Raw genomic sequence first — 15,864 nt, 5'->3', positions numbered from 1 at the left:
TCTATTTTTTACAATTGCTGTTATATTCATCTACAATTGCCTCTATATTTAACAACGAATAGCCTTTTTCCTTATTCTTAATTTTAGCGGCTAATTCCTGATCGTCTTTTACGAGGTCTGCCATTTTATCTGCATAACCCATAATAAAGTTCTGTGTATTTATGGCCTTTTCGTCATTTTTCAAAATCATTACAGTAGACCATGCTCCCTCAGAAAGCGTTCTGTAAGAATACATATTTAAGCAACCCTCTTTTTCCAACATCAAAAATTTAGTATTTTTAAAAGGAATATCCTGAAATTGCACTGTGTGATACACCTTGTCGGAAACTTTATAACCAGCGATATCCTTTGGTTTAAATCGCTCTTTTTTGCCTTTTTGTTCTTTCTTAAAGGTTACGCTTTCATACCTAACAGATTCATCGTCATATAAAATGTAGCCTCGTTCCTTGGTGCCGTCCTTTTTGATGATATAACCTTCATAATATTGGGAAATTTTGTAGTCCTGTCCTTGTGCAAAGGCGCTTATTGTTAAAAAGATAACTAAAATTGTATATTTCATAATTCAGTAATTTTGAAGCGCAAAATTACCGAAATTATAATAATAGTAGCAGCAGATTCATTTGAATAAGATAAATAAAATAAGAATATTATTTTAGAAACGGGATTAGTACTTTTCATAGGATGCGTTGTTGGAAAACGCTACTTTTTTCAGTCAGCTACGAAATGTCCTTTTTTATTATCCCAAGTTAGCGAGTTTTTATTTTCGTTCCAAAACTCTTTCCAATATTTATAATCCTTGCTTTTGTCAACTGGTTTTCGCCAACGAGCATTCCTGAATAACTGTAACTATAAATGTCGGGATAACAAAAAGTTTCTGAATTCGGGTTTTCCGGCTTTGTCCCAGCAGTTAAATAAAAGCATAAAAAAGGAGAAGTCATAGGAACCAGATCCAAATGATTTATTTTAATCAATTATTTTAAATTGCGCCCAATCATTAAAAAAAATTAATCTATTTAAAGATAGACCTGACCTCTCGATATATCCTCTCAAAATTTTCTTCCAAATCAGCTTCTGTATAATTGCGGATTTTATTGGAAAAATATCTTTCAATTTTCGAAAGTTTAAATTGCACCTTCTTATCCTTCCCATCAGCATAGGTAATAAACTCCCCTTGCTTTAAACGAAAAAATACATCTGCCCGAATTTTTGGAATCTCCTTCTCCCCTGTTGTAATTCGGGTATCAAAATCTAGGTTGTGGCCACGGCTTATACTCTTGGTGGGATCTTTTACTATTTCAAAAAACCGTTCGTAGTATTTAGCCGTGTCGGGGTCATTCACTTTTCCAAAGAATTGATAGGATAGATTGCTCAAAATAGCCTTGCTCGCCTTATCTCCATACATCATATCGTTCTGTATCTTATCCTGCATTACATAAATAGTCGCAATATCATAACTCCGCAAGGTGGCTGGAATGCGATGCATATTTAATAACCGTATTGTTGGGGCTTCCTCCATCATCAAAAATGAAGGCAATGAATTACGAACGCTCATCTGTTTGGTAATGGTATGAATTATTGTAGCAATTACGGGAGAATATGCGGTTTCAAATTTCGGGTTGTTCACCACAGAGATCACCGCCGGGTTATTTCTGTTGTTTATATTCAGAGGGACCTCATCCGCTGAGAGTGCCATAAATATCCGTTGGGTGCTGAGGCGCTTTAAGGCATTGGCCAAGGTACTCTTTACCGCTGCCGTTTGTCTCTCGGAATCCTTTCCACTAATAAAGGCATCAGCCATTGCGCGGGAAGTAGTGTTTGAGCTTAAAAAAGTAACCAAGCTTTCTGTATCGAGATATTGATAAATTGCAATAAGATGCGGCAGTGTACAGAATTGTGGATAGGAGGTTCGAAGTTTCCAAATAAGCCCACCGATCAACCCCTCAGCAGCATCATTGAAGAATTTATTGCTTCCTGTGGCGCCCGATTCCCGTTGTTCCAGAAGATTTTCAATAAGAACTCGGGAAACTTCATTTACGCTTTCTTCATTTTCAAGATACCTCGGAGCAATGGGATTTACCCGATGTATTATTTTATCGAATGAAATTATATAAAAAGGAATTTCCGAATCTTTAAAAAGTGGATAAGCCATTTCAGTAATCTCGAAATCCTTATAGTCGTGGATCACTCCACAAAAAGAATGCTTTTTGAAATGTTTCAGAAACCCATAAACTACGCTTTCAGTCTTTCCGCTACCTGCTGCTCCAATTATTGACGCACCTCTCCTGATATTTTGAATTTTGAAATCACCTCGATTTAATTTAAAATGGACTTCGTATTTGGAACCAGCTTCATTCGTATTATCCTCTTTTTGAAAGAAGACATACAGAATAGTGTTTATTAACAAAATGGGACATCCAAAATAAAGTAATGAATTTGACAAACCAAACGAATCCGAAATATAATACAGCATCCAAACAATCAAAATCAGGTTTATCCAAAATGCCAATCTTATCAACCGGAATAAGAGATAAAAAATGAAGCTGGCGGTAGCGATGACAGAAATAATTATTATCGGATTATTAAAGTCCATATTTTTAAAATTAGATTCCTATTGAACTGGATTTGATAGCGACTTCCACTCCCCGCCTCAGTCTATTGAATACTTTTAGTGCCAATTGTGCCGAGCTTGTTGGAATGCTTTGGATTGGCATTCCAGATTCCCGCATCAATTTAAACGCTATAGCTTTTTCATTGGTCGGTAATTGCAATAAAGCCGAAAAATAGAAATTGGGATTTTTTATAAATTCCTTTCTAGCTCGGTATATTTCCACATAATTTCGTTTATAGCCAAATGTCCCATCAAAAGTTTTCTCTGATTTCGTAAAAAACTGGTCCCGGTCAAATCCTCGTTTTACTAACTTACCTTTCATCATTACCTCAGACGATTTGTATTTGCTCCCTGGAGAAAGACTTAAAGAATTTGATGCATCCTTCCGGCTCACTATAATATGGATGTGGCTTTGATTACCTTCTTTTTGCATTCCTCTGACAATCCGCTTTCCATTTTGCTGATGAGGAGCTTCCCGTTCCAATTTCACTATTTGTTTTTCTAAATCTTTGATACCTCCCTCCTTTTCTCCAGATTGAATAGTCCTTATTTCTTTTTGAAGTTCCATTATTTTAGTAGCAAAAGGTTGATTCTCCCGAATCTGAATATCCGACCCTTTAAAAGTACGTTGGTGTTCAATTTTTGCATAATATTTTATATCATCAATACTTATGGGCTTGCCGTTTATTTCACGGTTGAAACAGGCCACATAATCCTTCATCAATTCCCTGGTATATCTTTTTAAATCTTCGCTACTATTTTGCAGACGCTTCAGTTCATATTTCGACGGGCTAACGGTAATTGAGTAAAATTTAGGTTCTATCTTTTTAAGTTTGCCCGTATTGCCATCAATATCCCGCACCACTTCCTTTGCCGATATTTTATCCTCATATTGATTGAAAAAGAATTCCTCATTTTCACCTTCCAGAATTAGATTTTCCTTTTCAAGATATTCCACAAAATCAGCCGCACTTTGTGAATAGTTATCTCCCAACTTTTGGGGCGTGATTGTTATATACATTACTACTAATTTTAATTTTCATCCTGTCCTTCCCTGTATTTCAATGGTTTTTCTTCCGTCAATTTCTTTTCCAAAATGAGTGGCTTTTCATTCGGGGCTGACTCCTCAAACAGAGAAAGTATCATAGCTGCCGTTGGTTTTGTTTGTGTTTTTTCCATATCTCTCATTATAGCTATCACAGCATTGATCCTTTTTAGAATCCGTACTTCCGATGCCATCAGATGTGGGCCTAACGAATCCATAGGAGAAATGCCGTGGTCACGAAAAAACTCTAACATCAACAATAGCGTTATTGACTGCGATTTGGAAATCGACTTACAATAGCTTCTGAATTTTTTGGCTACAGATCGCTTTATGCTTAAGCTTTCAAATCGTTCCTTTTCATATCCTTTATCCATTTTTTCGTGAAATATTTGTTGATTTTGCTACTTCGGAAAAGTTTTTTCGTGAAAAACATTCTTAAACTTCACTCTTTCAAACTATTTTAAAAATACAAAGTTCTATAAATCAGCGATTTGTAAAATTAATTGGAACATTAACACCGCGCAGCGTGTTACCCTCTTGCTTCTCCAATTTGTCCGCGCACGGACAAAATTTTAGAACCTTTTATAGAAAATTAAGTGTCCTATTTGAAATTTAGAATTGATTATCAATTTTTATGAAATTCAATTTTAACAATCAAAATTTTCTTCAACAAAGCATTCATTCGGTTGCGGATTGTTCAATGAATTATTCACAAAAAGAAAAGACCCTTGAGATTTTCAAAGGTCTTTTGGTTACTGTTCTAAGATTCAAATAACAAATACAAAATCATAACTGTAAAGATTTCGCTGTGCTTCCTCTTCGAGCATCGTATTAAAATCAATATGATGTTCGTCTGCATAGTTTCGGATATCATCTCCAAACCGTTCTTGTATTTCCTCTTTGGAATTTTTCAAAAGTTGTGTTTGGGTTTCCTCGTTCAAGTTTGAATAATTAAGATAAATCATAACATTTGGATTTAGATTTCTTAATATTCGCTTGGTAACATCAGCGTGTCATTTACAAAAAATAATCGCAGTTCATCCAATGGAAAATCGGTTGCGCGATAGCCGTGCTTTTCCAAAATGTTATCGTTTCCATCTGTATACGTAATTTCGGCTTCATAACCTGTATAATCCTGTTTTTCCTCGGACAATCTTTTAAAGTCTATAGTTATAAATTCACTTCGGTTCATCAGACTTTTAGCAATTACTGAAGTATCTGTAATTAGCCAAAAGCAATCCGCCACATTGGCTAGATATTTTAGTCCGTCTGTAAATCGTGTTCTTAATAATGGGATTTGATAGAACATTTCCGTTCCGTGAAAATGTTGTAATCCTTCTTTTATTTCATTAACTTGTGCTTTCATTTTATTTCTATTTTGAAGTTATTAAATGATAAGAGGGCGCTACTTTCGACTGAAACGCCCTCTTAATTTTTACTGAAACTATTCAGTTTTATCATCTGTTTTCGTTCCTAACAAAAGAATTTCATCTGCCACCACTTCGGTAACATATCGTTTCTCTCCTGCTTCGGTTTCATAGGAACGGGAGGTCAATTTGCCCTCAATAGCAATCTCTTTTCCTTTGCCTACATAATTCTCAACAATTTCAGCAGTTTTACCCCAGGCTACTATATTATGCCATTGGGTATTCTGCACTTTCTCGCCATTTGAATTTTTATAAAATTCATTGGTAGCTAATGAAAAATTGGCAACTTTTTTACCACTTTCAAGGGTCTTGATTTCGGGTTCATTTCCTACGTTCCCGATTAACTGTACTTTGTTTTTTAATGTACTCATGATGTTAAGATTTAAGATTAATTAAAATGCTATCTGAACCATTCAGATAGTTTACGTTTATATTTTTTTGAAGTGATTTACTTATTATATCCAAAGCGTTTTCCTTTTTTTGTTTTTTTAACTTTGTTTCCACTTCCCTTTTATTGATTTCGTAAGATTTCATAATTTTCGTTTTAGATTTACTTCCCATAGTGCCTTCGCTGTTACCTTTTTTTGTTGCTGATACATTTCAATATTTGGAATTAATAAGGACTTATAAAAGGGAGTTTACGACCGGTTATGCAGTCCGTTTAACTTCCGAATGTTGGTATTTTGCCTACAAAAAAATGGTAGGGACAGCGCCGGTGCGGGAGTATGTCTAAAAACTTATGTGAAATACTAAATCAAGGGAAGTGGAACAAATGCAGAATTGTTAATTTCGAATAGGCGGACTTCGTTCACGATTTCGGATTGGAATGAAGTGTACCGTTCCAGCGAAGCGGATCGGGTTAGTGGAATGGAAAGTAGAAATTGCGGATGGTGTCCAAGAGGTTTGTAGAGAAGCTCATTGCCCGGAATGTAGCATTTCGCGGAATGCAGGGGAATGTGCTGAACTTGATTCTCAGCAGGATTTAAAGCGGACTCCGTTCACAATTTCAGTTTGGAATGTAGCGTCCCGGTCCAGCCCAGCGGATCGGGTTAGTTTAATGGAAAGCAGAAATTGGGGATGGTGTCCAAGATCTCTGTAGAGAAGCTCTTTTCTCGGAATGAAGCTTTTCGCGTAAAGCAGGGTAAAGTGCTGAATAGGTTATAAGAACCGAACTTGATTCATAGCGGGATTTAAGGCGGACGTAACTTTAAAGACGTAGATGGAATGGAGTTTGGCCGGTTCCCGACTTTTTCGGGAATAAGCGAGCAAGTGGAATGGAAATCGGAAGCTTTGGAGTTGTGTCCAAGATTTATTTAATGAAGCTCTTTTCGTGGAAGGCAGAGAAAAGAGCTGAACGAGTTATCAGTACTGTACCTGATTCTTAGCAGGATTTAAAGCCTGCTTAATTTCTAAGATGTAGATTGAAATGGAGTTTGATCGCTTCCTGTTTTTTCCCAGGAATGAGCGGAAAGGTGGAATGGAAATTGGAAGCTTTGGAGTTATGTCCAAGACTTTTGTAATGAGGCGCATTTCCCGTAATAAAGCTTTTTCTGGGGAATATAGGGGAATGGGCTGCAGGACATGAAAACACTTATTATCCTGTGGAAATTGAAAAACAGCACATTAACTCTGCTCACATCAGTTAATTATTTATCAAAAGCTTCTTCGCAACAGATTGCTTCCCGCTCCTTACCATTATAAAATAGGTTCCTGCGGCAATTCCGTCAGTTTTTATTTTAATGCTTTTGTGTATTCCAAAATCTCCATGAAACAAATCCTTTATCATTTTTCCCGAAATATTAAAAAGCTGAATACTTCCTTCCGAGGATAAAGTTTGCGAAATTGTAAATTCCGAGGTTGCCGGATTAGGATACAGTTTGATTGAACTAGCCGAAAGTTCGTTGTCGTCAACGCCCAGACAAATGTTAACCACATTGTCAATACTAAACATCCCCCGTCCAAAAGTTCCCGCGTAGAGTGTTTGCGTTGGTTCGTGCAATTTTAAGTCCATAATAACGGTTAGAGGTAGGCCATTGCCAAGAATATCCCAACTTGCACCCTCATTAATGGAAAACCATACGTTCAAATCTGTCGCTACAAAAAGTATATTTTCTTCTGAATATGTAATAATATCGTTAACAGGAATACTTGGTAAATTCGAGGAAATGTCCGTCCAATTTTCTCCTCCATCCGTGGTTTTGAAAACGTGCGGAGTATACTCTAAATTTTTAAAACCTGAAACCGTTACATAAGCAATCATATCATCATCTGGACTCATCGCAATGGAAGTGACATATTGATCTGGCAGGCCAGTGCTTACGTTTGCCCAAGTGGCACCGCCATCAAACGTTACGTTTACGTTTCCATCATCGCTTCCTGTATAAATTACGTCAATATTGTTATAGGAAGAAGCTATTGCAGTAAGTGTTCCGAATGCCAGAGAACCGCTGGGATGAACGCCATCCGTCAAGTCAGGACTAATCACAGACCAGTTTGAAGCCTTGTTGGAAGTATATAATCTATTCGTTCCATAATAAAGAATTTCGTGGTCAAAAGGAGAAATGATTACCGGTGTGTTCCAGTTATTCCTGTCGCTTGCACTAATTCCGTTGGTAGCGTAATTAAAACTGTTTCCACCATTTGTACTGCGGCCCAAGTTTCCATATTGGGATTCCACGTAAATGTAGCTATTGTCTAAAGGGTCAACGTTTACATGAAAACCATCACCACCCCATATTGAGCTCCAGTCACTTGCTCCACCAGTAATTGTCCTTATAGTATTGTTGTCCTGTGTTCCGCCATAAAGTCTTTCCGGTTGGGTTTTGTCAACTTCAATATTGTAAAACTGCGTTAGGGGAAGATTTAAGAACTTAGTCCAATTGCTACCTCCATTATTTGAAATATAAGCACCGCCATCGTTACCAGAGAGCATAAAATCACTGTTCGTCTTTGAAAATTCCAGCGCGTGATGATCTACGTGCATGCCTTGCAACATCTGCCAAGAGTCACCGCTATCAACAGACTTTGCAATCTCAAAACCTACAATATATACTTCTGATGAGTTGGTTGGGTTTACACGAATATTTCCAAAATACCAACCAAAATTGGCATCAATGCCACTTAAAGAAGCTGCTAGCGTTACCAGTGTCCAATTATTCCCATTGTCGGTGCTTTTGTACAAGCCATTGAATTCGTTTGTAACTTTATTGGTAGTGTAACGCGCATAAACTGTGGAAGGATCGGATTCCGAAACAGCAATTCCTATTCTTCCTGTATCCACATTTGGGGCAGGCAGTCCATTCACCGCGCCCAACTGTGTCCAAGTAGATCCTCCATCCATTGAACGATGGATCGCGGAGCTTAACCCGCCGTAATCACGTTCCCAAGGTTTACGGGTGCGTTCCCACATTGCAGCATAAATAATGTTTGTATTTGCCACGTTCATAGCAACATCTATTGCGGATGTAGAATCAGTTACGAACAAAACCTGTTCCCAACTTCCACCTCCGTTTAGAGTTCTATAAATTCCTCGATTGCTATTTTTACCGTATAATTGACCTGTGGCTGCCACAAAAACACGGTCTGGGTTTATGGGATCCACTACAATTCGACCAATATGGTTGCTTTCAGGTAAACCTATGTTTGTCCACGTATCGCCTGCGTTGTCACTTCTGTAAATTCCATCGCCAAAAAAAGCACCGTCGGTCGCACTTCCATTTGCTTCACCCGTTCCTGCATAGATCCGTTGCGAGTTAGAAGATGCGATGGCAATATCTCCAATGGACAGCTTTGCTTCATCGTCAAAAATAGGAGTCCAGTTTGCGCCGCGGTCATAACTTCTAAAAATTCCACCTGTGGCGGTGGCAACGTAAAGATGGTCATCGTTGTCAGGAGCTATTGCAACATCTGTAATTCTTCCGCCAGTGTTTAATGGCCCTACGAAATCCCACTCGCCGGCAACTTCAGGCGATCTGTTGGCAAGAATTTGTTTTGTTTGAATGATGGCTTTTTTATAGGCTTCCTTATTGATATAATTTTTAGGGTAGGCACGCTGATTGTACATCCATTCTGCAGGATATTCCATTTTTCCATTTTCTTCTTCGAAAATTTTATCCTGTCCCACAGCAGACCCTGCTTCTGAATTATTTTTATAACTTGAAATAAAAAACGTAGAAAGCACAAGCAAAAGCACCATCAAGAAAAAGGGAAGTGTGTATCTTTTCATAACGAATATTTTAGGATATATACTGTTTTAATCAAATCACGATTTTTTAAGAAGCTTGGCTTCTTTTCTATCGGACAACAATTACTCTTAATTCATATGATTGTAACAACATCTGCATTGCTAAATCATTTATTATTTAGAACAGTTCTAAACAAAGATATATTATTTTGAGACACACTGAACCTTAAGAAGTTGTTTATTTACCATTAATCTTCAGAAATCTAAAACAAAAAGCAAATGGCACTTAATAATAATATATTATCTATCATTCAACAGAAACAAAGTAGATTAGGAATTTTAAAAACAGAACAAAGGAAATTATTAGAATAAAAACTATTATAAAAATAATCTAAATTATTATTTTATTTATAAAAGTACTATGCTCTTTGGGTCGTATTTTAATATTTCTCCGTCTATTTCGTCGATTTTCTGACATACATTATAGTTTTATTTCTATATCTATTTCTTCCAATCCATTTTATGTAACCTCATAGCATTTAAAATCGCTAGGCTCTAGTTTTATCTAGCGTTGATATTTTAGTTCAATTCAAAATTACAACGGTTTAAAATTGGTCTGAACCTAGAAAATCCGAGTATTCCCTTTGCTCCTCCGATAAAACTTCGGCGGCACGGGGAAGGGTCAGGGTAAAAGCGATATGTTACCGAAGTGGTAGCCATCTGAAACTAGAGCCAATTGCTAACAAAGCCACTCCAACATCAGCAAAAATCGCTTACCATATTGTGGCAGAACCGTCTGCACTCAACACTAACAGAACGGCTTTTCCTCAAATGTCAAGATGATATTCTCCCATTCAATACGAGAATCGATACGAGATAAAACATACTTTAATTCGATTATAATTTGGATATTGTTGATTTGGCTAATCCTGTTTTTCTTTTACAATTATGGTAGTATTGTAATGAAATTCTGAAGTGTAATTATGAAATCTACAAGAATTGAATACCTATTTATTTAAAATATGCTTCTTAACTATTGTACCTAAATCTTTTTCCGAGAACCAGATGTCCTCTGGATGAAGATGAAGAACTGGCGCTTGTTCGCATTTATTATTACAATCCATTTGTTCAACGTCAATTTTGTTTTTCAGTTTATATTTTTTTATATAATAATCTAAAAGCTTTCCTTTTTTCTTTCGGCAGTTTGCACCGTTACACTGATAAATGACAGGTTTATTATTTTTAGAATCTTCCATAATGTTATTGTTTACCGTTAATCATTTTTATGAGTTCAAGGTTTAATTTTTGAAATAAGGTGTTAGTTGTTTATTTTTAGGTCTTTTAAAAAAAAACCACAAACAGTAGTCCTATTGAAATAATACCTCCGTACAAAAAACTTTGATTTGGGAATCTTTCGGGATACTCCTCTATCTGCCAATACGCCAGCAAAAGGTGAAAAAATAATAAAAGCCGTAACTCGTAAAGTAAGGGCTGTGGCCAATATAACCGCAGCCCTATCTTTAAAACTGATATGCTAATAAAGCCAAACCGACCCACGTAAAGGCTTCTCCCAATAAACTTGTGGTCTGTGCCAAATATAGTTTCACAAATAATATATTGCGAAGGGCTTGAACGGCTCTAATAGTTTTGACAGGTTCATCTTCTTTTAAGAAATAAGGTTTTCTTCATTTGAATCGCGTTTCTTACGAATCACCAATTGATACACGCAAGGAATAACTACCAAATTTAAAATTGTAGCCGAAAGCAAACCTCCCAAAATAACTACAGCCATCGGACTTTGAATTTCACTTCCTGGTTCTCCACCTTTTAATGCTAAAGGAATAAGCGCCAATCCTGTTGTAAAGGCTGTCATAAGGATTGGATTCAATCTATCCAATGCGCCCGTTTTAATCAACTGAAATCCTTGCACTCCTTCTTTTCTCAAATCTTCATATCGTGACACCAATAAAATTCCGTTACGGGTGGCGATACCAAACAAACTAATAAAACCGATTGTTGCTGCAATACTGATAATACCCGATGTAAAATAAACAATCAAGATTCCACCAATTAAAGCCAAAGGCAAATTAATTAACACGACAAACGCCAGCTTCACATCTTTAAATTCGTAATAAAGCAATAGAAATATGATGGCTATGGCTATGATTGCTGTTGCCAAAAGCAATTGTGATGCTTTCGATTCACTCTCAAACTGGCCACCATATTCTACACGGTAGCCTTCAGGTATATTCACATTGTTCGCAACAACTTCTTTTATTTCGTTTACCGCACTTCGTAAATCTCTGCCTTGTACATTGGCAGCCACTACAATTTTACGTTGAACATCTTCGCGATTAATGGTGTTCGGACTGCTCACAGAAGCTACCGTTGCCAATTCGCCCAAAGTGGTTTGTGCACCATTTGGTAAACTGATCAAGGTATTGCCGATGTTTTCAATATTATCCCTAAAAGGCTTTTCATACCGAACCACCAAATCAAAATACTGCTGTCCTTCGTAAATTTCGCCAGCTTCTTCACCTGCAAAAGCGATATCTACCTGCTCCATTAGGTTTCCAACCGTCATTCCATACGCTGAAAGAATTTGGCGTTTTGGTTGAATCCGAATCTGTGGCACTTCAATTTGTTGGTCAACCGCAACATCTGCCAATCCGTCTATTTCCTTTATATTCTGCTCCACGCTTTTACCAACTTCAAACAAACGTTGCAAATCTGAACCAAATATTTTGATAGCAATATTCGCTCGTGTACCAGAAAGCATATGGTCAATACGGTGCGCAATAGGCTGGCCTAAAGTAATATTGACACCCGGTGCGATACTCAATTTATTTCGGACTTCCTCAAAAAATTCTTCTTTGGTTTTGTCTTTTAAAATAAAAGGCACATCAATTTCCGAAGCATTTACACCTTGTGCGTGTTCGTCTAATTCGGCACGACCTTGTCTTCGTGTTACAACTTCTACTTCTGGTAAATCCAATAAGATGGTCTCTATTAATTTTCCTGTTTTGTTGCTTTCTTCCAAAGACATTGATGGTGGGCCAACTACGCTAATTACCAAAGAGCCTTCATTAAATTCTGGGAGAAAACTTCTTCCCAATTGTGTTAAAACCAAAAGACTTATGATAAAGGCGATAATAGTTGTGCCGATAATGGTTTTTGGAATTCTAGTAGCACGCTCCAAGAGGTTGCCATAATGTTTTTGTAACCATCGTTCCACTTTTGTACCATCTGCCTGTTTGTTCAACAACTTTTCGTTGTTCAATAAATAGGAGCACAGAATAGGTGTTACAGTTACGGCAACAACCAAAGACGTTAAAACAGAAGTTACAAAAGCAATACCTAACGGTTGTAGCAGACGCCCTTCCATTCCACTTAAAAAGAATAAAGGGATAAATGAAACAATAATAATCAACGTAGCAATAATGATTGAGCTTCGTATTTCCACTGAAGCATCACGAACAACAGTTAATGTGGAAGCACGTTCCTCTTTTGGTTTTCTTATGTTTTCACGTAAGCGTTTATAAACATTTTCCACATCAATAATGGCATCATCTACCAAAGCGCCAATTGCGATTGCCATACCTCCCAAACTCATTGTATTAATAGTATAGCCCAACCATTTTAAAATGATGATGGATACTAACAATGAAATAGGAATTGCCAATAAGGATATTAAGGTCGTTCTCCAATTCATTAAAAAGATGAACAGGATAATCATTACAAAAAATGCACCTTCCAATAAGGTCTGATTCAAATTACTGATGGAAGCATTAATGAAATCAGCTTGCCTAAAGATGTGATTTTTGATCTGAACCCCTTTTGGCAAAGTTTTTTCTAAATCAGCAATGGCTTCGTCCAATCGGTCTGTCAGTTCCAATGTGTTGACATCGGGTTGTTTTGAAATAGTCAAAATAACTGCTGGTTTCGCATTTAAAGAACCTTCACCAATTTTATCTGCAGCACCAATTTGCACGGTTGCTACATCTTTTATCTTAATGGTTTGCCCGTTGACTTGTTTTAAAACTGCTTCTTGCAAATCTTCCAACGCATAAGCTCTACCACTTCCCTTTATGATATATTGATTACCATATTGATTGATAACGCCTCCCGGCGCATTAACGTTCGATTCTTTAACCTTTTCTACCAATTCTAAAAGACTTACGTTGTAATGCTTCATCTTTTCAGGGTTGGCAAACACTTGGTATTGTTTGAAATCGCCGCCAATTACCACCACATTTGCAATACCGCCAATCGCTTTTATACGTGGTCTGATTGTCCAATCCGAAAGGGTTCTTAACTCCATTGGCGATAAACTATCAGACGTTACGCCCAAGAGCATTATTTCGCCCATAATAGATGAAATAGGCGCCATTGTTGGTGCTCCGATACCTTCAGGTAAGTTTTCACGAACCATCGGGATGCGTTCACTAACAATTTGACGTGCCAGATAAATATCTGTTCCCCATTCAAATTCTATCCAAACAATAGAAACACCCGCTGCCGATGAAGAACGAATACGTCTTACATTCGGCGAACCATTTAAGGCTGTTTCCAGTTGATAGGTTACTAATTTTTCTACTTCTTCAGATTCCATTCCGTGCGCTTCGGTAAGTATTGTTACCGTTGGCGCTGTAAGGTCGGGGAATACATCTACATTCATTGTGCGCGCATAATAAATGCCCAACACACTCAATGCAACCGCTCCCAATAAAATTAGAAGTCTATTGTGAAGTGAAATTGATAATATTTTGTTTAACATTCCGCTTCGTTTTTAATGTTCGTGACCGTGAGCAGGTGTTGAACCCGACATTGAAGCCATTTTAACTTGGTAAGCACCTGTAGTAACAACCACTTCGCCTACTTCTAAACCTTGAAGAATTTCTACATTTTCGCCATTGCGTTTTCCAATTTTCACAGGTCGTCTTTCAAAGCTTTCACCTGAAAGTTGTACGATAACCGAATAACTTCCGTAGTCTTCCAATAAAGCATTTACAGGAATCATTGTGTTTTGAGTGGCAGTTCCCATCGCAATTTGAACTGGTGTTAAGCTTCCTTCAGGCATATCTACATCTGCATTTACCTGTGCAAAAACTGAAATCAATGGTTTTTCAAATTCCACAACTTTTCCGATAGAAAGAATCGAACCTTCGGCATCACTTACGTTTTTCCACTCTCCGTCTTTAGTTTGATACCAAATACCTTGTACATTTTCCATTGTTAGACCATAACTTGGTGCTAATTGGGTTTTTAGTACTTTGGATTGTTGTGTGCCGATGGAAACCAATGCCACACCTTGTTCTACATAGTCGCCATTTGATACCGCAATAGATTGTACGAACCCATCAAAAGGTGCAACAATTTGTTTGCTACCGCCTGAAACTCCTGATGTTAAGGATTGATAATTAGACTTCGCTATTGAAAAATTGCTTTCTACTTTTTCAAATTCTGACTTCGGAATAATTTTAGAATTGTATAATTCCTTTTTGCGTTCGTATTCAGATTTTGCTTGTTCGAAATTGGAACGTGCATTGGCTATTTCAGTACTCAAATTGTTAGACGCCAATCCTTGACTGTTTAAACTCATCAATAGCTGACCTTTTTTTACCGCTGTACCTTCGGTGAGATTGTTCACTTTAAAATCGACCACGCCATTAGATTTTGCTGCCAAAGACTTTACGGATCCTGATGATGGCATCCAAACCCCAGAAGTATTGATGACATCGTAGATTTTACCCGAAACTACAGCTGCAGTTTGAAAGTCGAGTTTCCAAGCCTGTTCTTTCAAAAACGATATGCTTCCATCTTCTTCGGCAGTTCCTAATGCTTTTATTGCTTCATCAGTACTTGCGTAAACGGTAACGTTATCAATCGTAATCTTATCTGAATATTCAGGGGTTTTCAATTCAAAAACAAGTTGGTATGTTCCCGCTTCTTTTGGTTGTATGGTTGGCGCAAATATGCCTGGTGATGAAGGTGCATCAACCGTATTGCGCAATCCCTTGTCGCCTTTAATTAAACTCACTGTAACAGAACCTTCACGCACGGGTTGGTGTTTATTCAATACCGTAAAGTGGGCAGCAAACCTGCTTGAATTACCAACAATTAATGCAGGAAATTCTACAAATAATTCGGTTTTATCTGTCCAAATGGTGTGGCTCAAGCGAGGAATTTCTTCTCCAGCGTGAGTTCCATCTTCGTTGTGTGCGTGTGCGTCTTCTGCCTTGTTGTTACAAGACATTGCCAAAAATGCAAGCACTATGATTATATATTTCATGTATTTATATTTATTGTTATCTAGTGGTCGTGATGTTCTGAACCATTATCATGCGAGTGTGAATCCTCCTTCATTTGCATAGAATCTGTTGTTACTTCAAATTCTTCTTGTTCAACAGTATCCTCGTTCATATGGCTTCCATCTGCACCGTGTTCGTGGCCGTGGTCATCAGTTGCTTCGGTTTTTGTATCTCTACAAGAGGTTAAGAAAACGGTTGATGCGATTGCTATTGCGAATATTATTTTAGAAATTTTACTCATTGCTAAATATTTGTTTTGGAATTCGTGAATCTTCGATTTCATAATTGTA

General features: G+C 37.3%; 13 protein-coding genes. All 13 read right to left on the bottom strand.

Annotation, left to right across the window (positions count from 1 at the left end; all coding sequences use genetic code 11):
- Position 1: 1 nt before the first annotated feature.
- Entirely contained in the window at positions 2-559 is a 558-nt protein-coding gene (locus ESU54_RS07120; protein WP_111845901.1) for a hypothetical protein, read from the bottom strand.
- Between the two features lie 450 nt (positions 560-1,009).
- Entirely contained in the window at positions 1,010-2,590 is a 1,581-nt protein-coding gene (locus ESU54_RS07115) for a type IV secretory system conjugative DNA transfer family protein (RefSeq protein ID WP_111845903.1), read from the bottom strand.
- 10 nt (positions 2,591-2,600) lie between these two features.
- A complete protein-coding gene (gene mobB, locus ESU54_RS07110; RefSeq protein ID WP_111845904.1) occupies positions 2,601-3,629 on the bottom strand; it encodes a MobB family relaxase in 1,029 nt (342 codons plus the stop codon).
- A gap of 11 nt (positions 3,630-3,640) precedes the next feature.
- The gene (locus ESU54_RS07105) at positions 3,641-4,027 is read right to left on the bottom strand and encodes a BfmA/BtgA family mobilization protein (protein ID WP_111845905.1); all 387 of its coding nucleotides are present in this window, start codon (positions 4,025-4,027) and stop codon (positions 3,641-3,643) included.
- Positions 4,028-4,420: 393 nt separating this feature from the next.
- Complete coding sequence (locus ESU54_RS07100) at positions 4,421-4,618, bottom strand: hypothetical protein (RefSeq protein WP_146848096.1); 198 nt, start codon at positions 4,616-4,618, stop codon at positions 4,421-4,423.
- Positions 4,619-4,638: 20 nt separating this feature from the next.
- Positions 4,639-5,019, bottom strand: coding sequence for a DUF6876 family protein (locus ESU54_RS07095; RefSeq protein ID WP_146848095.1), 381 nt, complete (start codon positions 5,017-5,019; stop codon positions 4,639-4,641).
- Between the two features lie 78 nt (positions 5,020-5,097).
- Positions 5,098-5,451, bottom strand: coding sequence for a single-stranded DNA-binding protein (locus ESU54_RS07090; protein WP_146848094.1), 354 nt, complete (start codon positions 5,449-5,451; stop codon positions 5,098-5,100).
- A gap of 4 nt (positions 5,452-5,455) precedes the next feature.
- Positions 5,456-5,614 carry a hypothetical protein gene (locus tag ESU54_RS07085; RefSeq protein ID WP_249041325.1) on the bottom strand — a complete coding sequence of 53 codons (159 nt, stop codon included), beginning with the start codon at positions 5,612-5,614 and terminating at the stop codon, positions 5,456-5,458.
- A gap of 1,108 nt (positions 5,615-6,722) precedes the next feature.
- On the bottom strand, positions 6,723-9,305 hold the full coding sequence (locus ESU54_RS07080) for a T9SS type A sorting domain-containing protein (protein WP_111845282.1): 2,583 nt from the start codon (positions 9,303-9,305) through the stop codon (positions 6,723-6,725).
- Positions 9,306-10,270: 965 nt separating this feature from the next.
- On the bottom strand, positions 10,271-10,519 hold the full coding sequence (locus tag ESU54_RS07075) for a (2Fe-2S) ferredoxin domain-containing protein (RefSeq protein ID WP_111845283.1): 249 nt from the start codon (positions 10,517-10,519) through the stop codon (positions 10,271-10,273).
- A gap of 410 nt (positions 10,520-10,929) precedes the next feature.
- The gene (locus ESU54_RS07065) at positions 10,930-14,040 is read right to left on the bottom strand and encodes an efflux RND transporter permease subunit (protein ID WP_111845284.1); all 3,111 of its coding nucleotides are present in this window, start codon (positions 14,038-14,040) and stop codon (positions 10,930-10,932) included.
- Positions 14,041-14,052: 12 nt separating this feature from the next.
- Entirely contained in the window at positions 14,053-15,555 is a 1,503-nt protein-coding gene (locus ESU54_RS07060; protein WP_111845285.1) for an efflux RND transporter periplasmic adaptor subunit, read from the bottom strand.
- A gap of 20 nt (positions 15,556-15,575) precedes the next feature.
- Positions 15,576-15,857, bottom strand: coding sequence for a hypothetical protein (locus ESU54_RS07055; protein WP_111845286.1), 282 nt, complete (start codon positions 15,855-15,857; stop codon positions 15,576-15,578).
- Between the last annotated feature and the right edge of the window lie 7 nt (positions 15,858-15,864).

Origin of the sequence: Aequorivita antarctica (genome assembly GCF_007997155.1) — a bacterium.
Taxonomy (GTDB): Bacteria; Bacteroidota; Bacteroidia; order Flavobacteriales; family Flavobacteriaceae; genus Aequorivita; species Aequorivita antarctica.
The sequence above is the reverse complement of the archived record's forward strand: the minus strand, read 5'-3'. Positions and strand labels throughout refer to the sequence as shown.